We start from the raw sequence: 19764 nt of genomic DNA, 5'->3' as shown, positions 1-19764 counted from the left end.
CGAGCCCGCCGATCTGCGCGCAATCGGCACGAACCCTGCGCAGAGCCACCGCGCGGCGTTCACCCTCCGCGGGCGATTGCGCCATCCCCCGCCGCGGCCGGACCATCGCGAGACGGTGCCGTCCCAGCACTCCCTGCCGCGCCACCACTCGCCGCTGCCGCCGCTCAAGACGCTCGGGCCCGGCGCGGCGATCGGCGCGGTCGCAGGCGGCGCGCTCGGCCTCCTGCTCGACAGCGCGGTGGCCACGGCGCTGCTCGCGCTCGCGGGCGGCCTGCTCGTCGTCGCGCTCGTCGCGGCGGTGCCCGACCGCAAGCCGCGCGCGCCCGCGGCGCCGCGGCCGGCGCATCCGGTCGCGACGCCCACCGCGACCCTCGCGGTTCCGCCGCCCGGCCCCGACGCGCCGCCCGGCTGGTACCCCGACCCCGATCCCGAGGGCGACCCGAACGCCGGCGTCCGCCGCCTCTGGGACGGCGAGCGCTGGACCGAGCACCGCTGGGCGCCGCGCTAGGCCGCCGTCGTGGTCGTGGTCGCCGCCTCGCGCCGCGCCACCTCGGCGCGCACGACCGGCGCGACCTCGGTCCCGAACTTCTCCATCGACTTGAGCACGTCGGCGTGCGCGACCGACCCGAGGCTCATGTGCCCGAGGTAGCGCTGGTGCCCGAACAGCTCGTGGCCGTAGAGGATCTTCTCGGCGACCTCCTCCGACGACCCGGCCGCCAGCGCGCCGCCCGGCGACGTCAGCGCGTGGAACTGCGCCATGCCCGACGGGCCCCAGCCGCGCTCGCGGCCGATGCGGTTCATGACCTCCAGGTAGCCGGGCGCGAACTCCCGGTCGGCGTCGCCGACGTAGGTGTGGGTGTTGATCGCGATCGTCGCGTCGGCGGGGTCGTGGCCGACCGCCTCCCACGCCTCGCGGTACAGCTCGACCAGCGGCACGAAGCGCTCCAGCTCGCCGCCGATGATCGCGATCGTCAGCGGGAGGCCGAGCGACGCGGCGCGCACGACCGACTGCGGCGAGCCGCCCACGGCGACCCACACCGGCAGCGGGTCCTGCGCCGGCCGCGGCCACACGCCCGCGTTCTCCAGCGGCGCGCGGTGCTTGCCCGACCAGGTGACGACCTCGCTGTCACGCAAGGCCAACAACAACTCGAGGTTCTCGAGGTACAGGTCGTCGTAGTCGTCGAGATCCTTGCCGAACAGCGGGAACGACTCGATGAACGACCCGCGCCCGGCCATGATCTCGGCGCGCCCGCCGGAGATCAGGTCGATCTCGGCGAACTGCTGGAAGACGCGGACCGGGTCCTCGGAGGACAGCACGGTCACGGCGGAGGAGAGGCGGATCTGATCGGTGATCGCCGCGGCGGCGCCGAGCGCGACCGTGGGGGAGGAGATCAGGTAGTCGGGGCGGTGGTGCTCCCCGATCGCGAAGACGTCGAGCCCCAGCTCGTCGGCGAGCTTGGCCTCCGCGAGGAGGTCCTTCATGCGCTGCTGGGGGCTCGTGCCGGCCGGGAGGTCGGCGAAGGTGGCAAGACCGAGTTCCATAGTGCAACCCAGTCTAGCAAGATTAGTTGCGCGCGCAATCATCGGCGGCGTCTCATAGGGTCGCCATCGATGAAGAAGATCACCCTCGCCGCGACCGCCACCTGCGCGCTCGTGCTGGTCCCCGCTGCCGCCCAGGCCAAGGTCGTCGACTGCAGCTCCTACTCCGACTACCCCAACACGCAGATCAGCTCGGCGCGCGGCATGACCTGCGCCGCCGCGACCAAGGTCATGAAGTCCTACCGCGGCAACATCTCCAAGTCGTTCAAGGTGCAGGCCTTCCGCTGCACGCAGGTCAGCGGCAGCCAGTTCGGCGGCCAGTGGCGCTGCGCCGCGGGCGCCAAGGCGTTCCGCTTCGAGTTCAAGGACTAGGACAACCCCGGGAGCGCCTCTCGACGGGCATGAGAAGCTGCGGAGCAGATGTCCTCAGACGCCCCCGAACGCACCCGCCGGCCGGCGATCGTCGCGGTCGACGACGAGCCGGCCGTGCTCGCCGCCGTCGCCCGCGACCTGCGCCGCCGCTTCGGCGAGAAGTACCGCGTCCTGCGCGCCAACAGCGGCGAGGAGGCGCTGGAGGTCGTGCGCGAGCTCGTCGCGCGCGGCGACCAGGTCGCGATGCTGATCGCCGACCAGCGCATGCCCGGCCTGTCGGGGACCGAGTACCTCGTCGAGGCGCGCAAGCTCGCGCCGGCGGCCAAGCGCGTCCTGCTCACCGCCTACGCCGACACCTCGGCCGCGATCACCGCGATCAACGAGGTCGCGCTGGACTACTACCTGCTCAAGCCGTGGGACCCGCCGGAGGAGGAGCTCTACCCGGTCGTCGAGGACCTGCTCCAGACCTGGGAGTCGGGCGCGGCGCTGGAGGCCGGCGGCGTGCGCGTCATCGGCCACCGCTTCTCCAAGCCCGCCCACGACCTGCGCGACTTCCTGGCCCGCAACCGCGTGCCCGGCCGCTGGCTGGACGTCGAGCGCGACGGCGAGGCGCGCGAGCTGCTCAAGGTCGCCGGCATCGCCGAGGACGGCCTGCCGGTCGCTCTGCTGGAGGACGGCTCGGTCCTGGAGAAGCCGACGGTCTACGAGCTGGCCGAGCGCCTCGGCGTCGCCGCCCAGCCGGCGACCGACCACTACGACCTCGTCATCGTCGGCGGCGGGCCCGCCGGCCTGGCCGCCGCGGTCTACGGCGCCAGCGAGGGGCTGAGCACCGTGATGGTCGAGCGCGAGGCGCCCGGCGGCCAGGCCGGGACGTCCTCGCGGATCGAGAACTACCTCGGCTTCCCGACCGGGCTGAGCGGCTCGGACCTCGCGCGCCGCGCCACCGACCAGGCGCGCCGGCTCGGCGCCGAGCTGCTCACGGTCCAGGACGCGGTCTCGCTCGAGGTCGAGGGCACGGGCCGGCTCGTCCGGCTCAGCGGCGGCGGCGCGCTGAGCGCCAACACCGTGCTGATCGCCTCCGGCGTCTCCTACCGCAAGCTCGACACGCCGGGCTTCGAGGAGCTGACCGGCGCGGGCGTGTACTACGGCGCGGCGCTCAGCGAGGCGCGCTCGTGCGCCCAGCAGCGCGTCGTGATCATCGGCGGGGCGAACTCCGCCGGCCAGGCCGCCGTCTACTTCAGCAACTGGGCCGCGCAGGTGACGATGCTCGTCCGGGCCGACTCGCTGACCAAGTCCATGTCGAGCTACCTGATCGAGCAGATCGCGGCGCTGCCGAACATCGACGTCCGGACCGGGTCGGTGGCGGCCGAGGCGATCGGCGAGGACGACCACCTCAAGGCGATGCGCATCCGCCACGATGACGGCACCGAGACCGTGGAGCCGACCGACGCGTGCTTCGTGTTCGTCGGCGCGGCGCCGCGGACGCAGTGGCTCAACGACGTCATCGCCCGCGACGAGCGCGGGTTCATCCTCGCGGGCGCGGACGCGCGCGCGGCCGGGTGGCCGCTCAAGCGCGACCCCTACGTGTTGGAGACCAGCGTGCCCGGCGTGTTCGTCGCCGGCGACGTGCGCGCGCGCTCGATCAAGCGCGTGGCCAGCGCGGTCGGCGAGGGGTCGATGGCCGTCTCGCTCATCCACGAGTACCTCGCGGCGGCATGAACCCCGCCGTGCCGGTCACGCTCGACGACGTCCGCCGGGTCGATCTCTTCGACGGCCTGGCCGACGCCGAGCTGGAGCAGTGGCGCGCCGCCACGCAGGCGTTCAACGTCCCGGCGGGGGAGATCATCGCCGAGCAGGACGCGTCCGCGCGCGGCCTGCTGCTCCTGCTCGACGGCCGCACGCGCATGTATAAGCTGGCCGACGAGCGCTACGAGCCGCTCGGCCACATGGAGGCGCCGACGTGGATGCAGGCGATCGCCGCGATCACCGAGTCGCCGATCGGCGTGCGCATGCAGGCCGAGACCGACTGCGTGATCGGCCTCGTGCCGCTGGGGGCGTTCACCGACCTCGCGATGTCCCACCGCAGCGTCCACCGCAAGATCATGCAGGCGATCGGGCCGGTCACCGCGCGGCTGGCGGCGATCGACAACGACCGCGAGCGCCTGGCGTCGCTGGGCACGATGGCCGCGGGGCTGGCGCACGAGCTCAACAACCCGGCGGCCGCCGTCCAGCGCGCCGCCGCGCAGATGGCCGACACGCTGGACGTCGTCATGGACGTGATCGCGTCGTTCGTCGACGCGGGCATCGAGCGCGAGGACGCCGCCCGGCTCGTCGAGCTCCAGCGCGAGGCGGTCGCCCGCGCCGCCGCGGCCGAGGAGCAGTCGACGGTCGACGCCGCCGACGCCGAGGACGAGATGCTCGACCGCCTGGAGGACCTTGGCGTCGAGGAGGCGTGGCGGTTGGCCGAGATCCTGGCCGCGGCCGACGTCGACGACGAGTGGCTGGGCGCCGTCGCCCGCCACGCGGGGCCGGCCGCGACGTCGAAGGCGCTGGCGTGGATCGCCGCGACGCTCTCCGCCCGCGGCCTGGCCGAGGAGCTGCAGGAGTCCGCCGCGCGCATGAGCGACCTCGTCGGCGCGATCAAGACCTACAGCTACATGGACCGCGGCGAGGTCGTCACGGTCGACGTGCGCGAGGGGATCAAGGCCACCATCAAGGTCCTCGGCCACAAGCTCAAGCACACCAAGATCGCCGTGCGCAAGGAGTTCGAGGAGGACCTGCCCAAGCTCGCCGTCCACGGCTCCGAGCTCAACCAGGTCTGGACCAACCTGATCGACAACGCGGTCGACGCCCTGGGCCAGGACGGCACGATCACGATCCGGGCGCGCGTCGAGGGTCCGTGCGTCCGCGTCGACATCGGCGACGACGGCCCGGGCATCCCGGAGGCGGCACGCCGCCGCGTGCTCGAGCCGTTCTACACCACCAAGGAGCCCGGCAAGGGGACCGGGCTCGGCCTCGACACCGTGCGCCGCATCGTCGAGGACCGCCACGACGGCAGCCTCGGGTTCGAGACGGGCCCGGACGGGACGACGTTCCACGTGTGGCTGCCGCTGCCGGATGCGACCATCACCAACGGCGTCCCCAAGCCAGCCACCACCGAGGAGCCCGCGCCATGAGCCCGACCAGCTGTTCCCATCTCGACCAGATCGAGATCACCGAGCTGCCCGAGGAGGTCGCCGGCTGCGAGGACTGCCTCGCCACGGGCGGCGTGTGGCTGCACCTGCGCATCTGCCTGACCTGCGGCCACGTCGGCTGCTGCGACGACTCCCCGGGCAAGCACGCGACCGCCCACGCCGGCGCCACCAGCCACCAGCTCATCCGCTCCCTCGAGCCGGGCGAGGACTGGGTCTGGTGCTTCGCCGACTCCCTCGGCATGCGGATCCCCCAGATCACGGGCCAGACCCGGATCCCGCCGTCGCCGATGCTGGCGTAGGGGCGGGCGCGGGCGGGCGGCGGGCGCGGGTGGCGCGCAGTGCGGGGCGTGGGACGCACCACGCCACGCAGCACCCAGCGAAACCGCGCTGGGCGCCACCAACCGCTTGCGCCCTACGCCTCCGGGATCGGCGCCCTACGCCTCCGGGATCGGCGCCCTACGCCTCCGGGATCGGCGGCGCGGGTGGGCCCGGAACGCGGACCGACCACGCCCCCGCCAGCCGGACCTCCCGGAACCCGTCGCCGTCGACCACGGTCAGCGCGACCTCGCCGCAGCCCGGGCAGCGCAGGACGAAGCCGGCGCCGCGGTAGAGGCGGTGCTCGCCGATCGCATGGCGCTGCCGCAGGAGCCGCAGCCGCGAGGTGCGGCGGTGAGCTCGGCACCGCCGAAGACGTCGGCCAGCAGTCCGCCGATCGCGTTGCCGTCCAAGACGAGGGCGTCGACCTGGTCGTTCATGTCCGTCATCCTCCTGTAGGTCCGAACCGCTCGGTGTGGATCGCGGCCGCGCCGTGGCCGAGGGCAACCAGCTCGTCGGCGACCGCTTCGACGAAGGGCGTGGGGCCGCAGACGAAGACCTTGGGCGCCGCGCTCGCGGCGGGGCCGACCTCACCCAGCATCGCGGCGTCGACGCGACGGCCGTGGCCCTTCCAGCCGTCCGGCGTCCCGCGCGTCAAGGTCGTGGTGATGCTCAGGCCGTCCATGGCGCTCGCCAGGCGCTCGAGCTCGTCGCGGTAGAGCAGGTCGTCGACCGTCCGGGCGCTCACGAGCAGCCGGGCGTCGGCCCGGCTCCCGGCGCGGGCCCGGTGGCGCAGCATCGCCATCAGGGGGACCAGCCCGCTCCCGCCCCCGACGAGCAGCACCGGCCCGCCGTCGGACGCCCGCCACGTGAAGTGCCCGCCGATCGGCCCGCGGATCTCGAAGGCGTCGCCGACGACGACGTCGCCGGCCAGGTACGGCGAGACCTCGCCGTCGTCGATGCGCTCGATCGTCAGCGCGACGCGCGCGTCCTCCGGCGCGCTCGCGATCGAGTACGAGCGCTCGGCCTGGTAGCCGTCCTCCGCGGTCAGCCGGACGTCGAGGTGCTGCCCGGCGTGGTGGCCGGGCCAGCCGGGGACGTCGAGCGCGAGCGTCCGGGCGTGCGCGGTCTCGTCGACCACCGCGGTGATCGTCGCCGTCCGCCACGTGATCCACGCGGGCGCGGGCCCAGGCGCAGGCGCGCCGGCGGTCACTCAGTCGCCCCAGTAGCGCTGCTCGCGCCACGGGTCGCCGTAGTTGTTGTACCCCGCGAGCTCCCAGAAGCCGGGCTCGTCGTCGACGGTCAGCGTCAGCCCGCGCACCCACTTCGCGCTCTTCCAGAAGTACAGGTGCGGCACGACCAGCCGCGCCGGCCCGCCGTGCGCGGGCTCCAGCGGCTCGCCGTCGAACGTGTGCGCGATCCACGCCTTGCCGTCGCTGAGGTCCTCGAGCGGCAGGTTGGTGGTGTAGCCGCCGTCGGCGTGCACGCTCACGTACTCGGCCTCGGTCCCGACGCCTTCGAGCAGCGTGTCGACCGACACGCCCGTCCACGCCGTCCCGAGCTTCGTCCACTTCGTCACGCAGTGGATGTCCACCGTGAACGTCTCCTGCGGGAGCGCGTTCAGCTCCTCCCACGTCCAGGTCTGCGCCGCGTCGACCGCGCCCTGGATCGTGAAGGACCATTGGTCGATCGGCGTGCGCGGCGTCGGCCCGGCCGACAGGACCGGGAAGTCCTCGACGACGTACTGGCCGGGCGGGACGCGCGCCGGGTCGACGTCGGGGCGGCGCGGCCGGCCGTGGAACCCGCGGGTGAAGGGCGGCATGCGGCGATGCTAGACCGCGCCGCAAGCCCCGTCATCAGTCACGTGACGGAGCGACGGCGGCCACGTCCTGCTCGGCCAGCCGGTTCCACTCCGCCTTGTTCTCGCGCCAGCCCTCGTCGGTCAGCGTCAGCTTCCAGTAGCCGGAGGCCGAGATCGCCTCGCGCGGGATCTCGCGGTCGACGAGCAGGTGCTTGCGGACGGCGCGCACCGTGCTCGCCTCGCCGTGCACGAAGGCGCTGACCGGACCGTCGGGGAAGGTGTAGGACTCGATCGTCTCGACGATGCTGCCCGGGCCGCCGTGGGTGTAGTTGACGTGCAGGTCGCCGGGCGTCGCGAGCGCCTGCTCGTCGTCGGGGCCGTCGGCCTCGATCAGGACGTGGACCGGGACGCCCGCCGGGATGCGGGCCAGCGAGGCGCTGATCGCCGGGATGACCGACGGGTCGCCGACCAGCAGGTGCCAGGCGGCCTCCGGGTCCGGTGTGTAGCCGCCGCCGGGGCCGTTGAACGCGAGTGTGTCGCCCGGCTGGGCGGCCGCGGCCCACGGGCCGGCGAAGCCCTCGTCGCCGTGGACGACGAAGTCGATCGTCAGCTCGCCGCGCGTGGCGTCCCATTCGCGCACGGTGTAGGTGCGCGTGCGCGTCTGGTCGTCGCCCGCGGGGATCTTGAGCTTGACGTAGTGGTCGGTGAACTCCCCGACCGCGAACCCGTCCAGGCCCTCGCCGCCGAAGACGATCCGGATCATGTGCGGCGTCAGCTGGTCCTTGGAGATCACCCGCGCGAGGCGGGGCGTGCGGTTGCGCGCGGGGCGCGGGGCGTCAGCCATGGTCCCTGGGTATAGCGCGCGGGACGTCGATGTCCTCGTACGCGTGCGCGATGCGCGTGAAGGACTCGTCGACCACGGAGCGCACGCGGCGCTCGACCGTGCGGGCGCTGAGGCGCTCGAGCATCGCGGCGGTGACCGTCCGGGCGCGGAGCGCCATCGCGGCGGCGATCATGCTCGCCATCGCCGCCGCGCGCGGGTCGCCGGGGCCGAGCCGCAGCTGATGGGCGACGAGCTGGGTGAGCCGGATCGTCCACAGCTCGCCGATCGCGAGGCGGCGCGTGCGCAGCGCGGGGGAGGCCGCCTCGGTCTCCAGGAAGCGCCGGAACCGCTCGTAGCCCTCGGGGTCGCGCAGCGCGCGCCAGCCGTCGAGGTCGAACGGGACGCGGCGGTCGGCCAGGACGGCGTGCAGCGCGCCGATGACCGTCGTGCCGGGCGGGCGGTCGACCACCGCGTCGGCCAGCGCGCCGATGACGTCGTCGGCGCGGTCGAAGAAGAGGTCCTCCTTCGACGGGAAGTAGTTGAACACCGTCTTGACCGAGACCTCGGCGGCCGCGGCGATCTGGGCGACGGTCACCGCCTCGAAGCCGTCGCGCATGAAGAGCCTGGTCGCGACGTCCGAGATCGTCGAGCGCGTGCGCTCCTTCTTCCAGGCCCGCAGTCCTGCGGGCGGGACGCCGGCGGTCGACGGCGGCCGCGTGGTTGCCATGGGGCGAACTTTACACCGAGTGGAAAATTTGCCAAGCTGCTGGACGTGACCCCTCTCCCCAATGCGATCGAGGCCTCTGGCCTGGTGAAGCGCTATGGCGCGAAGCGCGCGCTCGACGGCGTCGACCTCTCGGTCGCGCGCGGTGCCGTATGCGCCCTGCTCGGTCCCAACGGCGCCGGCAAGACCACGGCGGTCCGCGTGCTCACGACGCTCACGCAGCCCGACGAGGGCCGCGCGTTCGTCGCCGGCCACGACGTCGTCGCCGATCCGGTGGCGGCGCGCCGCGTGCTCGGCCTCGCGGCGCAGGACGCGACCGTCGACCAGCTGCTGACCGGCCACGAGAACCTGACGATGATCGGCGAGCTGCACCACCTCGGCCGCAAGCGCGCGCAGGCGCGCGCGACCGTGCTGCTGGAGCAGTTCTCGCTGAGCGACGCCGGCGACAAGCTGGCCAAGGAGTACTCGGGCGGCATGCGGCGCCGGCTGGACCTGGCCGCGACGCTCGTCGCCGCGCCCGAGGTGCTGTTCCTCGACGAGCCGACGACGGGGCTGGACCCGCGGGCGCGCAACGAGCTGTGGGACGTGCTCGACGGGCTCGTCTCGGGCGGCGCGACGATCCTGCTGACGACGCAGTACCTCGAAGAGGCCGACCGGCTGGCCGACGACATCGTGGTGGTCGACCACGGGCGCGTGATCGCGCGCGGCGACGCGCGGTCGCTCAAGCGCCAGGTCGGCGGCGACCAGCTGCGCGTCGTCGTCGCGGCGCGCGACGACCTGGACGTGGTCGCGCAGATCGTGGAGCGCATCGCCGGCGTCGCGCCGGCGGTGGACGAGGGCGCGCGGTCGGTCGTCGCGCCGGCCTCCGGCGGCGTGGCCGCGATCGGCGCGCTGGCCGACGCGCTCGCCGACGCCGACGTCGCCGTCGAGGACCTGGGGCTCGCGCAGCCCACGCTGGACGACGTCTTCCTGACGTTGACCGGCTCACCGCCCGAGCAGGACGCCGGCGAGGTCGCCGACGTCCCGCTGGCCACGATCTCCGAGGAGCACCGATGAGCACCCAGGCCGCCACCGCCGGTCCCGGCGCGACGCCCGCGCCCACGCGGCCCGCGTCGACGCGCGCGACGTTCGCGTCCGACACGTGGGTGATCGCCCGCCGCGGGCTGCTGCACATGCGCCGCCAGCCGGAGGCGCTGTCGGACGCGACGATCCAGCCGGTCATGTTCGTGCTGCTGTTCGCCTACGTCTTCGGCGGCGCGATCAGCGTGCCGGGCGGCGGGAGCTACAAGGAGTTCCTGATGGGCGGGATCTTCGCCCAGACGATCGTGTTCGGCTGCTTCGGCGTGGCGCTCGCGCTGTCCAACGACCGCAACAACGGGGCGATCGACCGCTTCCACTCGCTGCCGATCCCGCGCTCGAGCGTGCTCGCCGGCCACGCGGTCGCCAACCTCATCCGCGCGTTCCTGCCGATCGCGTTCATGACCGTGACCGGGTTGGTCGTCGGCTGGCGGATCCACTCCGGCGTGCTGGACATCCTGGGCGCCTACGGCCTGATGGTCGTGTTCTCCTTCGCGATGATCTGGGTCGGCGTGTTGTTGGGGTCCTTGGTCCCGACGCCGGAGGGCGTGCAGGGCGTGGCGTTCGTCGTGATCTTCCCGGTGACGTTCATCGCCTCGACGTTCGTGCCGACGAGCACGCTGCCGGGCGTGCTGAAGACGATCGCCGAGTGGAACCCGACGTCGTCGCTGGCCAACGCGCTGCGCCACCTGTTCCAGAACCCGGGCGGCACCGCGCCGCCGGACGCGGTGTGGCCCCTCGCGCACCCCGTCGCCTACACGTTGCTGTGGGCCGTCGGGATCGTCGTCGTCTGCGCGCCGCTGGCCGTGCGCTCCTACCAGCGCTCCATCAAGTCCTAGCCCCACCCACCTGGCCAAGGGCGGAATCCCCCACAGGGCTCCGGCGCGCGCTGCGATGCGCGCCGGAGTCCTCGTGCCGCCTCGCGCCGCCCGCTGCCGTGCCACCGATCGCTGCCGGAACGGCCCGGCCTCACCGCGTCCTCGCATATCCAACCGCTAAAGTCGGGGTTCCTGGTCCCCTTTCCTTGGATTTGCGACTGATGACCGAGAACGCACCTGACTCCGCTGCCACCGATGCGCCCCGGGTGGTGATCGTCGGTGCTGGGCCGTCAGGCTTCTACGCCGCCGACCAGCTGATCAACGCCGGCTTCGAGGTCGATCTGCTGGACGCGCTGCCGACGCCCTTCGGGCTCGTGCGCGCGGGCGTCGCGCCGGACCATCCGAAGATCAAGGCCGTCACGCGCGTGTACGAGAAGACGGCGAAGAAGGACGGCTTCCGGTTCTTCGGCGGCGTCGTCCTCGGTCGCGACGTCACGCGCGCCGAGCTGCTGGAGCGCTACCACGTCGTGTTGTACGCGTTGGGGACCAGCGACGACAACCGTCTCGGGATCCCCGGCGAGGACCGGCCGGGCGTGCACGGGGCGACGCAGTTCGTCGGCTGGTACAACGGCCACCCCGACGCCGCCGATCACGCGTACGACCTCACCACCGAGCGCGCGGTCGTCATCGGCAACGGCAACGTGGCGATCGACGTCGCGCGCATGCTGGTGCTGCATCCCGACGAGCTGACGCCGACCGACACCGCCGACCACGCGATCGAGGTGCTCGCCGAGTCGCAGGTCAAGGAGGTCGTCCTGCTCGGCCGACGCGGCCCGGCGCAGGCGGCGTTCACCAACCCCGAGCTGCGCGAGCTGGCCGACCTGCAGCGCGCGGGCGTCGACGTCGACGTCGGCGACCTCGAGCTCGACGCGCACTCCGCCCGGTGGCTGGAGGAGGAGGCCGACATCACCGCGCGCAAGAACGTCGAGATCCTGCGCGACTACGCGGCCGCCGGCCCCAAGGACGCCTCGCACAAGATCGTCCTGCGCTTCCTGCGCTCCCCAGTCGAGATCCTCGGCGAGGGCGAGCACGGCCCGGTCACCGGCGTGCGCGTCGTCCGCAACGAGATCCAGCCGACCGAGGGCGGCGGCCTGCGCGCCGTCGCGACCGGCGACGAGGAGGTCATCGAGGCCGGCCTGGTCCTGCGCTCGATCGGCTACCGCGGCAAGCCCGTCGACGACGTCCCGTTCGACGAGCGCCGCGGCCTGATCCGCAACACCGGCGGCCGCGTGTGCGCCGAGTCGGGCGACGCGCACCACGGCGAGTACGTCGTCGGCTGGATCAAGCGCGGCCCGTCCGGGGTCATCGGCACCAACAAGAAGGACGCCGCCGACACCGTCGCGCGGATCCTCGAGGACCGCGACGCCGGGACGCTGAACGCGCCGACCGCGCCCGACCCCGACGACATCGCCGCCTTCTACGCCGAGCGGGCGCCGGACTCGGTCACCTGGGCCGGCTGGGAAGCGATCGACGCCCACGAGAAGACCTCCGGCGAGCCCCACGGCCGCCCTCGCATCAAGTTGGTGCGGTTGGCCGACCTCATCGAGCGCTCGCGGGCGACGAGCAACCACTAGCGGCACGGCGGCCGCGGCGCCGCACCCGCGTCAGTTCCGCCGCGCGCGCTGCACGAGCGCGTCGATCTGGGTGGTCGCGTCGGCGACGTGGTGGCAGACGACGACGTCCCAGGTCGCGGCCCAGGACTCGTCGACGCCGCGCCCGCCGACGACGAGCCCGACGTCGGGATCGCGGTCGCGGATCGCCGCGAAGGCGGGCGGGAGGTTGAGCGCCGACGCCGACGACGCCGTGGTGAAGCCGATCACCGCCGGGTCGTGCTTGTCGATGGCCTTGCCGACCTCGCCGACCGGCAGGTCGGGGCCGAGCAGCCGGACGTCGTAGCCGGAGGACAGGACGAGGCTCGCCGCCATCTGGAGCCCGACGACGTGCTGCTCGCCCTGGGCGCCGGCGAGCAGGACCCGCTGCGACGCGCGCTGCCGGGCGGCGCGGAACGCCTCGCGCTGCAGCGAGATCACGCGCAGCGAGATCGCCGTCGCCGCGTGCTCCTCGGCGATCGACAGCTCGCCGTCGGCCCACAGGTCGCCCACCAGCCGCAACGCGGGCGCGATGACCTGGTCGTCGATGTCGGCCTCGCCGAGCCCGGCCTCGATCGCCTCGCGGATGACCGTCTCCGCCATCCGCGGATCGCCCGCGAGCACCGCGTCGGCATACGCCCGCTGCAGGTCCGCCGCCAGCCTCAGCAGCTGCGCCCGATCCTCGTCGTCGTGCTCGGCGACCACGTCAGCTCTCCTGGTCACGAAGCGTACGCCCGCTTGCCCGGTCGCGTAGGATCCGTCGCGCAAGTGTGAGGAGCGAGGAAGCCGGTGTGAGTCCGGCGCGGTCGCGCCACTGTGACCGGGGCAAGGCCCCGGGAGCCAGACACTCCCTCCCGCACGCTTCCAGATCACCACTGACGGGACGCGTCAATCCCGAGGAGGAAGTGCCAGATGTCCGAAGTCGCTCTCGAGCGCCATGCCGGCGCCGCAACCGCGCCAGTTCCGGTCGCCTCGCCGCGCGAGCTGCTGCCCTACGCGCTGTTCGGCGGGCTCGTGCTCATGATCATCATCTACTTCGTCGGGGCCGAAGAGGGCGCGGTGTCCATGATCTCGGGGACCGACGTCCACGAGTTCGTGCACGACGCGCGCCACCTGCTCGGCTTCCCCTGCCACTAGGCAGAGCGAGGGCATCATCATGGTTCGTCCACTCCTGATCCGGGGGATGCTCGTCGGCGTCCTCGCCGGGCTGCTCGCCTTCGCGTTCGCCTACGCCTTCGGTGAGCCGCAGGTCCAGCACGCCATCGACTTCGAGGACCACCTCGCGGCGCTGCGCCACGAGCCGGCGGCGCCCGAGGTCGTCTCCCGCGGCGTCCAGCGCACGCTCGGGCTGCTGACCGGGACCCTCGCGACCGGCGTCGCGCTCGGCGGCCTGCTCGGCCTCACGTTCGCCTACGCCTACGGCCGCCTCGGCGCGGTCCGGGCGCGGGCGACCGCCGCGCTCCTCGCCGCCGGCGCGTTCGCGGTGGTCACGCTGATCCCGTCCACGAAGTACCCCGCCAACCCGCCGACCGTCGGCAGCCCGGACACGATCGACCGGCGCACGGTGCTGTTCTTCGCGATGATCGCGATCTCGCTGCTGACGCTGATCGCGGCCGCGCGCATCGACCGGCAGCTCCGCCCGCGCGTCGGCGCGTGGAACGCCGCGATCCTCGCGGGCGCCGCGCTGATCGCCGTCGTCGCGGCCGCCGAGCTCATCCTCCCGGCCGTGCACGAGACGCCCGCCGGCTTCCCGGCCGACGTCCTCTACCGGTTCCGCCTCGCGTCGCTCGGGATCAACGCGACGCTCTGGCTCACGCTCGGCCTCGGGTTCGGCGCCGCGGCCGAGCGGCTCCTGGAGCCCGCGGCCCGGCGTCGCGCTCGCGCGCCCGCGGGCGCTACCGTCGCCCCATGATCCTCGCGTCGGGCATGACCCAAGTCCTGCTGGCCACCGGTGCCGGGGCGTTCGCGCTCGTCGTCGGGGCCGTCGGGATCTGGTTCACGCTCGGCGCCGAGGACCGCACGAAGCTCGGGGTCCTGCTCCGTCACCCGGTGCAGACGATCTTCACCGAGGACGAGCCGGACCCCGACGACTTCTAGGGTCGTGATGCGGAGCTAGCCCAGCAGCGCCGGGGCGAGCGCCTCGAGCTCGGCCACCGCGCCTGTGGTCGATGTGCCCACCGGCTGCACGCAGACGTGGTCGGCGCCCGCGTCGAGGTGAGCCTGGACGAACGCCGCGACGCGGTCGACGTCGCCCCAGCCGATGATCGCGTCGACCAGCGCGTCGCTCCCACCGTCGGCGACGTCGTCGTCGGACCAGCCGAGGTCCCGCAGGTTGTTGGTGTAGTTGGGCAGCTGGAGGTACATCGCCATGTACCGGCGCGCCCGCTCTCGCGCGGCGACCGGGTCGCTCTCCAGCACCACCGCGACCTCCGGCGCCAGCACCGGATCGGGCCCCAGCCGCTCGCGCGCGATGGCGGTGTGCTCGACCGGCACGAAGTAGGGGTGCGCGCCCGCGGTGCGGTCGCGCGACAGCTCGAGCATCTTCGGGCGCAGCGCGGCCAGGACGACCGGGACCGGCACGGAGGGCTGCGCGCCGCTGTAGGGCGCGGCGTCGAAGCCGTCGAGGTAGGTGCGCATCGCGGTCAGCGGCTTGTTGTAGTCCTGGCCTCGCAGCTGGACGGCGGGCGCGTGCGATACGCCGAGGCCGAGGGTGAAGCGCCCCGGGTACGCCTCGGCCAGGCCGAGCGCGCCGTTGCGCGCGGCGAGCGCGTCGCGCGACCAGATGCTCGCGATGCCCGTGGCGATCGTCATCCGCTCGGTCGCGCCCAGCAGCAGCGCCGCATGGGCGAAGGGCTCGCGCGCGCTCGGCGTCTCGCTGATCCACAGCGCGCCGTATCCGAGCGCCTCGATGCGTCGGGCGGCGGCCCGCGCCTCGGGCCAGGACGCGCGACCGATCGGGCCGAGCCACACGCCGACGCGCCCGAGCTGCTCGCGCGTCTGCGCGCCGTCCGCCCACACCGTGTCCGCCATGCCGCATCACCCTCCTGGTTCGAGTGATGTCGAACATAGCAGGGCGGCCCGCGGCTTCGTGCTAGAGTTCGCTGCGCTCATGTCAACAGACGCTGACATCTTCGGCTGATGAGCCTCGCGGTCGTCGTGGCGCTCGGCACATGGGTCCTCGCCGCCGTCGACCGGCTGGTCGGCAGGCGCGGCGAACGCGACGACGGACGCTGATCCGCCACGCCCAGCGGAGGCCGGCCGCAAATGGTCAAGGAACTCCACTGTAAAACCGCAGTTTGATACAGAGCCGCGGGCGGCTACGGTGCCGCGCATGGCCCCGACCAAGAAGCAGATGGAGCACCGGCGCGCGACGCTGCGGCCGCACCCGGTGCGCGACCAGATCGTCGACGTGATGCGCAGCTACGGCAGGCCGATCAGCCCGACGCAGCTCTCGCGGATCACCGGCGGAACGCTGGGCTCCGTCGCCTACCACGTGCGGACGCTCGTGGCCGCGGGCGTCGTCGAGCTCGCCGACGAAGGGCGCGTGCGCGGCGCGGTGGAGCACTTCTACATGCTGTCGCTCAACGAGCAGGAGGCGACGCTCAGCGATCCCGTGGGCACGCTGCTGAGCCTGTGCGGAGCCCTGACCGTGCCCGGCCCCGAGGGCGGCTACCCGCGCCCTGTCGCGCTCGACGACCGCGCGCGCCGCGAGCTGCGCGGCGTCATCTCCCAGCTTCAGCCCGAAGTGCGCGCGATCGCTTCCGCGTCGACCGCGCGCGCCGCGCAGGGCTGAGGGGGCGAGGAGTCAGGCGCCGCCGTCGCCGTCCGGCGGCGGCGCCGCGCCCGCCCGGCGGACCAGCGCGGCGACCTGCGCCTCGAGCGCCTCGAGCCGCTCGGCGACCGTCGGCTCCTCGTCCTCGCGCGCGACGGCGCGCCCCAGGTCGGCGACGGTGAACCACGCGTAGGGCAGCCCGCAGGCGGCGGCGATGACGCGCAGGTGCGTCTCCTCGGCGCGGCCGCGCACGGTGCCGAGGTCCTTCAGGGTCGAGCGGCTCAGCGGGGTGCGCTCGGCGAGCTCCTCCCAGCTGGAGATGTCGGCCAGCGCCATGGCGGCGCGGATGCGCCGGCGGATCTCATCCTGGTCGAGCACGCGGAACCCCGACCGTACGCGGACAGAATCGGCCAGGAGTTGACAGCGAGCGACCATCTCAGCTAGATTCTGCCTATTCCTGTTCCCAATGAACAGAACAAGCCGGTGGTCGTCCGTCGATGCGCGCCCGCGCCGGGCCGGGCCGTTCGCGGATGTCACGCGTTCGGGGTCGCTCACCTCATCACTGTTCAGCAAATGCTGCACAGTCGAGTTATCGTGCGCGAGGATGGCTGAGCCCATCGACGAGGCCGTGCTGGCGGCGCTCGCCCAGCCGATCCGGATGGCGCTGCTGGTCGCGCTGGAGCAGGAGGGCGAGAGCACCCCGGAGGCGCTGGCGCCGCTGCTCGACGTCACCGAGGGTCAGGTCCACCAGCACGTCGCGACGCTGCACGAGCTGGGCCTGGTCGTCGACGGCGCGACCCCGCGCCACCTCCGCGTCGCCCGGCCGGGGTGGGCGACGGTCGCCGCGCAGATCCGCCACCTCCAGCGCGTCCACGCCGCGCTGCCGCCGCTCGAGCGCGACGACTGACGGGCGCGCCTGCCACGATCCCTCGCGTGGGTCCCACGTTCCCCGTCCGCCGCGTGGTGGTCCTCGTCGCCCTCCAGCTCGCCGCCCTCGCCGGCCTCGCGCTGTGGTGGCTGTCGAGCGACCACGGCCACCATCGCCTCGCGCGCGTCGCCGCGCCCACGACGCCGGCCGCGACCACGCACCGCTTCGACGCCCAGCGCGCCCTACGCACCGTCCGCCTGCAGCTCGCCGCCGGCCAGCGCCCCGCCGGCTCGCCACAGCTGCGCGCCGTCGCCGAGCAGCTGCGCTGGCGTCTGCCCGACGCGCACTTCGAGGACGTGCCGGGCCATCCCGGCCTGCGCAACGTCGTCGGGGCGCTGCCCGGCACCGCGCCCGCGATCGTCGTCGCGGCCCACTACGACACCGAGTACCACCCGAAGGGCTTCGTCGGCGCCAACGACGCGGCGGCGGCCGTCGGCAGCGTCGTCGAGATCGCGCGCGACCTCCAGCGCCTGCACCGGCCCGCGACCGCGCCGGCGATCCGGTTCGTGCTCTTCGACGGCGAAGAGGAGCCGTTTGCGACCAACGACTTCTACGACGACGCCCTGCGCGGATCCAAGGCCTACGCCAACGCCCACGCGAGCGACACCAAGGCCATGCTCCTGCTCGACTACATGGGCAACCGCGGCGTGCAGCTGCCGCGCGAAGGCACCTCGAACGCGCACCTGTGGCGGCGGGTCCGCGCCGCCGCGCGCCGCGTCGGCGTCGCCCGCGTCTTCCCCGCCACGGTCGAGACGTCGATCATCGACGACCACTCGCCGTTCCTGCGGGCGGGCGTGCCGGCCGTCGACTTCATCGACTGGTCCTATCCGGTGAAGGACACCAACGCCGACACCTACGACCAGCTGTCGGCGTCGGCGATCGACGCGGTGGGGGAGACGGTGGTCGAGCTGCTGCGCACGTGGCCCGCGGGCCAGATCGGCTAGCCGACGACCACGCGGTCGCGTCCGCCGGCCTTGGCCAGGTACAGCGCCTGGTCGGCGGCGTCGACGAGCGCGCGCGGCGCCGTCCGGCCGTCCGAGGTCGCGACGCCGGCCGAGAACGTCACGCCGTCGGGCAGCGTCCCGCGCAGGCGCTCGATCAGCGCCGCGGCGCCCGCGCCGTCGCAGCCGGGCAGCATCAGCGCGAACTCCTCGCCGCCCCAGCGGGCCAGGATGTCGGTCGTGCGCAGCATCGACTGCCAGGCCGCGGCGGCCGCGCGCAGCAGCCGGTCGCCGGCGAGGTGGCCGTGCTCGTCGTTGTAGCGCTTGAAGAAGTCGAGGTCGAGCATCGCGACCGACACCGCGCCGCCGTGGCGCTCGGTCAGCGCGAGCTCGTGCGTCAGCAGCTCGTCCCACGCGCGCCGGTTCGGCAGCCCCGTCAGCTCGTCGGTGCGCGTCAGCTCGTCCAGGCGCCCGAGCAGGTCGGCGCGTTGCATCGCGATCGCGGCCTCGCCGGCCAGGACGCCGACCAGCAGCAGGTCGCCGTCGGTCGCCTCGGCGCGCGCCGCCGGCCAGGACACCGCGAGCGCGCCGCGCACGCCGGTGCGGTCGGCGATCGGCATGAAGAGGACCGACGCGGCGCCGAGCAGCTCGATGATCCGTCGGTCGCAGTGCGGGCTCTCGCGCGCGTCGGGCACGAACAGCGGCTGGCCGGTCGTCATCACGACGTGCGCGCCGTGGTCGCGGGCGTGCGCCTCGACCCGGTAGGGCGCCGTGGTCTCGGGCAGCGTCGCGGTCGTGATCAGCGCGCCGTGGTCCTCGAGCTCCCAGAGGCTGACGGCGTGCGCGCCGTCGCACAGCGCCAGCGCCGTGCGGCAGATCGTCGGCCGCGCCTCCAGCGGGTCGCAGTGGCCGATCTCGCGGATCACGTCGGTGATCGCGGCGAGCTGCTCGGCGTGGCGGCGCTGCGCGGCCTCGTGGTGGCGCAGCTCGGTGACGTCGCGGACGGTGTTCAGGAAGCAGCGGCTCTCGTCGCCGATGTCGGTCGGAATCGCGGAGATCTCGGCCGGGAAGAGGGTGCCGTCGGCACGGACGAGCTCGATGCCGAACGCCCCGCCGCCGGCGTCGACGATCCGCTTCAGCGTCGCGGCGTTGGCCTCGTGCGACCCCGGCGGCCAGAACGCGAACGGCGGGCGCTGGCCCAGCAGCTCGTCGGCGCGGAAGCCGGTGATCGCGCACAGCGCGGGGTTGACCTGGACGATCTCGCCGTCGCGGGTGAGCGCGAAGCCCTCGCTCATCGCGTCGAGGATCGCCAGCGAGCGCGAGCCCTCCTCCCGCACGTGGTCGACGAGGCCGATGATCGCAAAGCCGACCGCGGCCGAGACCACCAACATGAGCGTGCCGCCGCGCCAGGTGCTGACCGGGTAGTGGTCGCCGGAGAGCAGCAGCGGCAGGAAGTAGACGCACGCGACGCCGACGAGCACGAGCAGCAGCTCGCCGCGCCGGCGCTCCAGCGCCGCCCACAGCACGGGCAGGAAGATCAGCGGGCCGAAGCCGGCGTTGGCGCCGACGCCGTCGCGCAGCAGCGCGATCGCGATCAGCAGCGCGGCGAGGCTCGCGATCGAGACGCCGCGCCGCTCGGACCCGGCGCGCGCGGTGCTCGCCAGCCCGCCGCCGGCGCCGAAGAGCAGCCCGAGCGCGGCGGCGACCTCGCCCCAGCGGGCGCCCTGCTCGACCGGGAGCAGCACCAGGACCACCACCATGCAGGCGGCGAACAAGAGGAGGAGCCGTCGGGCTGAACGCGACATGTTGTT

23 protein-coding genes, 1 pseudogene and 1 riboswitch are annotated in these 19764 nt (G+C 73.5%); of the genes and pseudogenes, 14 read left to right on the top strand and 10 right to left on the bottom strand.

The features are described 5' to 3' along the window. Window positions 1-115: 115 nt before the first annotated feature. On the top strand, window positions 116-508 hold the full coding sequence (locus DSM104299_RS24960) for a DUF2510 domain-containing protein (RefSeq protein WP_272474376.1): 393 nt from the start codon (window positions 116-118) through the stop codon (window positions 506-508). Here the strand turns inward: DSM104299_RS24960 and DSM104299_RS24955 are convergent. After that, the gene (locus tag DSM104299_RS24955) at window positions 505-1542 is read right to left on the bottom strand and encodes an LLM class flavin-dependent oxidoreductase (protein WP_272474375.1); all 1038 of its coding nucleotides are present in this window, start codon (window positions 1540-1542) and stop codon (window positions 505-507) included. The genes DSM104299_RS24960 and DSM104299_RS24955 overlap by 4 nt on opposite strands. A gap of 69 nt (window positions 1543-1611) precedes the next feature. Between DSM104299_RS24955 and DSM104299_RS24950 the strand changes: the two genes are divergently transcribed. Genes DSM104299_RS24950 through DSM104299_RS24935 form a run of 4 tightly spaced genes read left to right on the top strand, consistent with a single transcriptional unit; the run spans window position 1612 to window position 5404 of the window. Continuing rightward, window positions 1612-1911 carry a hypothetical protein gene (locus tag DSM104299_RS24950; RefSeq protein WP_272474374.1) on the top strand — a complete coding sequence of 100 codons (300 nt, stop codon included), beginning with the start codon at window positions 1612-1614 and terminating at the stop codon, window positions 1909-1911. Between the two features lie 48 nt (window positions 1912-1959). After that, window positions 1960-3630, top strand: coding sequence for an NAD(P)/FAD-dependent oxidoreductase (locus DSM104299_RS24945; protein ID WP_272474373.1), 1671 nt, complete (start codon window positions 1960-1962; stop codon window positions 3628-3630). Beyond that, window positions 3627-5087, top strand: a complete 1461-nt coding sequence (locus DSM104299_RS24940; protein WP_272474372.1) for an ATP-binding protein — start codon at window positions 3627-3629, stop codon at window positions 5085-5087. Before DSM104299_RS24945 ends, DSM104299_RS24940 begins: the two co-directional genes overlap by 4 nt. Next, complete coding sequence (locus tag DSM104299_RS24935) at window positions 5084-5404, top strand: UBP-type zinc finger domain-containing protein (RefSeq protein WP_272474371.1); 321 nt, start codon at window positions 5084-5086, stop codon at window positions 5402-5404. Before DSM104299_RS24940 ends, DSM104299_RS24935 begins: the two co-directional genes overlap by 4 nt. Before the next feature lie 157 nt (window positions 5405-5561). Here DSM104299_RS24935 and DSM104299_RS24930 read toward each other — a convergent pair. The 5 genes and pseudogenes from DSM104299_RS24930 to DSM104299_RS24910 all read right to left on the bottom strand — a co-directional run bounded on the left by DSM104299_RS24930 (window position 5562) and on the right by DSM104299_RS24910 (window position 8771). Beyond that, window positions 5562-5860 (bottom strand): annotated as a pseudogene (locus DSM104299_RS24930) (DUF6510 family protein). Window positions 5861-5865: 5 nt separating this feature from the next. Next, window positions 5866-6561, bottom strand: coding sequence for a ferredoxin reductase (locus DSM104299_RS24925; RefSeq protein ID WP_272474369.1), 696 nt, complete (start codon window positions 6559-6561; stop codon window positions 5866-5868). A 72-nt stretch (window positions 6562-6633) separates the two neighbouring features. Further along, on the bottom strand, window positions 6634-7242 hold the full coding sequence (locus tag DSM104299_RS24920; RefSeq protein ID WP_272474368.1) for a sulfite oxidase-like oxidoreductase: 609 nt from the start codon (window positions 7240-7242) through the stop codon (window positions 6634-6636). A gap of 34 nt (window positions 7243-7276) precedes the next feature. Beyond that, window positions 7277-8065 (bottom strand): siderophore-interacting protein, encoded by a 789-nt coding sequence (locus DSM104299_RS24915; protein WP_272474367.1) that lies wholly within the window; start codon window positions 8063-8065, stop codon window positions 7277-7279. Continuing rightward, a complete protein-coding gene (locus DSM104299_RS24910; RefSeq protein WP_272474366.1) occupies window positions 8058-8771 on the bottom strand; it encodes a TetR/AcrR family transcriptional regulator in 714 nt (237 codons plus the stop codon). Before DSM104299_RS24910 ends, DSM104299_RS24915 begins: the two co-directional genes overlap by 8 nt. 45 nt (window positions 8772-8816) lie before the next feature. Between DSM104299_RS24910 and DSM104299_RS24905 the strand changes: the two genes are divergently transcribed. The 3 genes from DSM104299_RS24905 to DSM104299_RS24895 all read left to right on the top strand — a co-directional run bounded on the left by DSM104299_RS24905 (window position 8817) and on the right by DSM104299_RS24895 (window position 12297). Then, window positions 8817-9824 carry an ATP-binding cassette domain-containing protein gene (locus DSM104299_RS24905; RefSeq protein WP_272474365.1) on the top strand — a complete coding sequence of 336 codons (1008 nt, stop codon included), beginning with the start codon at window positions 8817-8819 and terminating at the stop codon, window positions 9822-9824. Beyond that, the gene (locus tag DSM104299_RS24900; protein WP_272474364.1) at window positions 9821-10684 is read left to right on the top strand and encodes an ABC transporter permease; all 864 of its coding nucleotides are present in this window, start codon (window positions 9821-9823) and stop codon (window positions 10682-10684) included. The genes DSM104299_RS24905 and DSM104299_RS24900 overlap by 4 nt, the downstream gene beginning before the upstream one ends. Before the next feature lie 200 nt (window positions 10685-10884). Continuing rightward, window positions 10885-12297 carry an FAD-dependent oxidoreductase gene (locus DSM104299_RS24895; protein ID WP_272474363.1) on the top strand — a complete coding sequence of 471 codons (1413 nt, stop codon included), beginning with the start codon at window positions 10885-10887 and terminating at the stop codon, window positions 12295-12297. A gap of 30 nt (window positions 12298-12327) precedes the next feature. On the opposite strand, the gene DSM104299_RS24890 is transcribed toward DSM104299_RS24895, so the two are convergent. Further along, complete coding sequence (locus DSM104299_RS24890) at window positions 12328-13017, bottom strand: cobalamin B12-binding domain-containing protein (protein ID WP_272474362.1); 690 nt, start codon at window positions 13015-13017, stop codon at window positions 12328-12330. Window positions 13018-13047: 30 nt separating this feature from the next. Beyond that, window positions 13048-13182: riboswitch (cobalamin riboswitch) on the top strand. A gap of 42 nt (window positions 13183-13224) precedes the next feature. Between DSM104299_RS24890 and DSM104299_RS24885 the strand changes: the two genes are divergently transcribed. From DSM104299_RS24885 to DSM104299_RS24875, 3 genes are read left to right on the top strand one after another with little or no spacing between them, the layout of a single operon-like run. Continuing rightward, entirely contained in the window at window positions 13225-13449 is a 225-nt protein-coding gene (locus DSM104299_RS24885) for a CbtB domain-containing protein (RefSeq protein WP_272474361.1), read from the top strand. Window positions 13450-13468: 19 nt separating this feature from the next. Then, window positions 13469-14224 carry a CbtA family protein gene (locus DSM104299_RS24880; RefSeq protein WP_272474360.1) on the top strand — a complete coding sequence of 252 codons (756 nt, stop codon included), beginning with the start codon at window positions 13469-13471 and terminating at the stop codon, window positions 14222-14224. Next, a complete protein-coding gene (locus tag DSM104299_RS24875; protein WP_272474359.1) occupies window positions 14221-14409 on the top strand; it encodes a hypothetical protein in 189 nt (62 codons plus the stop codon). Before DSM104299_RS24880 ends, DSM104299_RS24875 begins: the two co-directional genes overlap by 4 nt. 15 nt (window positions 14410-14424) lie before the next feature. Here the strand turns inward: DSM104299_RS24875 and DSM104299_RS24870 are convergent, their stop codons facing one another. After that, window positions 14425-15342, bottom strand: coding sequence for a TIGR03620 family F420-dependent LLM class oxidoreductase (locus tag DSM104299_RS24870; RefSeq protein WP_272474358.1), 918 nt, complete (start codon window positions 15340-15342; stop codon window positions 14425-14427). Window positions 15343-15643: 301 nt separating this feature from the next. On the opposite strand from DSM104299_RS24870, the gene DSM104299_RS24865 reads away from it, so the two are divergent. After that, window positions 15644-16105, top strand: a complete 462-nt coding sequence (locus DSM104299_RS24865; protein WP_272474357.1) for a winged helix-turn-helix domain-containing protein — start codon at window positions 15644-15646, stop codon at window positions 16103-16105. Window positions 16106-16117: 12 nt separating this feature from the next. On the opposite strand, the gene DSM104299_RS24860 is transcribed toward DSM104299_RS24865, so the two are convergent. Then, the gene (locus DSM104299_RS24860) at window positions 16118-16462 is read right to left on the bottom strand and encodes a hypothetical protein (protein WP_272474356.1); all 345 of its coding nucleotides are present in this window, start codon (window positions 16460-16462) and stop codon (window positions 16118-16120) included. 226 nt (window positions 16463-16688) lie between these two features. Between DSM104299_RS24860 and DSM104299_RS24855 the strand changes: the two genes are divergently transcribed. Together DSM104299_RS24855 and DSM104299_RS24850 are read left to right on the top strand one after the other, a co-directional pair. Continuing rightward, window positions 16689-16991 carry a winged helix-turn-helix domain-containing protein gene (locus DSM104299_RS24855; RefSeq protein WP_272474355.1) on the top strand — a complete coding sequence of 101 codons (303 nt, stop codon included), beginning with the start codon at window positions 16689-16691 and terminating at the stop codon, window positions 16989-16991. 26 nt (window positions 16992-17017) lie between these two features. Beyond that, complete coding sequence (locus tag DSM104299_RS24850; RefSeq protein ID WP_272474354.1) at window positions 17018-17956, top strand: M28 family metallopeptidase; 939 nt, start codon at window positions 17018-17020, stop codon at window positions 17954-17956. Here the strand turns inward: DSM104299_RS24850 and DSM104299_RS24845 are convergent. Next, a complete protein-coding gene (locus DSM104299_RS24845; RefSeq protein ID WP_272474353.1) occupies window positions 17953-19758 on the bottom strand; it encodes a sensor domain-containing diguanylate cyclase in 1806 nt (601 codons plus the stop codon). The two genes, DSM104299_RS24850 and DSM104299_RS24845, sit on opposite strands and share 4 nt — an antisense overlap. Window positions 19759-19764: the final 6 nt, after the last annotated feature.

It is taken from the genome of Baekduia alba (assembly GCF_028416635.1).
Classification (GTDB): domain Bacteria; phylum Actinomycetota; class Thermoleophilia; order Solirubrobacterales; family Solirubrobacteraceae; genus Baekduia; species Baekduia alba.
The sequence above is the reverse complement of the archived record's forward strand: the minus strand, read 5'-3'. Positions and strand labels throughout refer to the sequence as shown.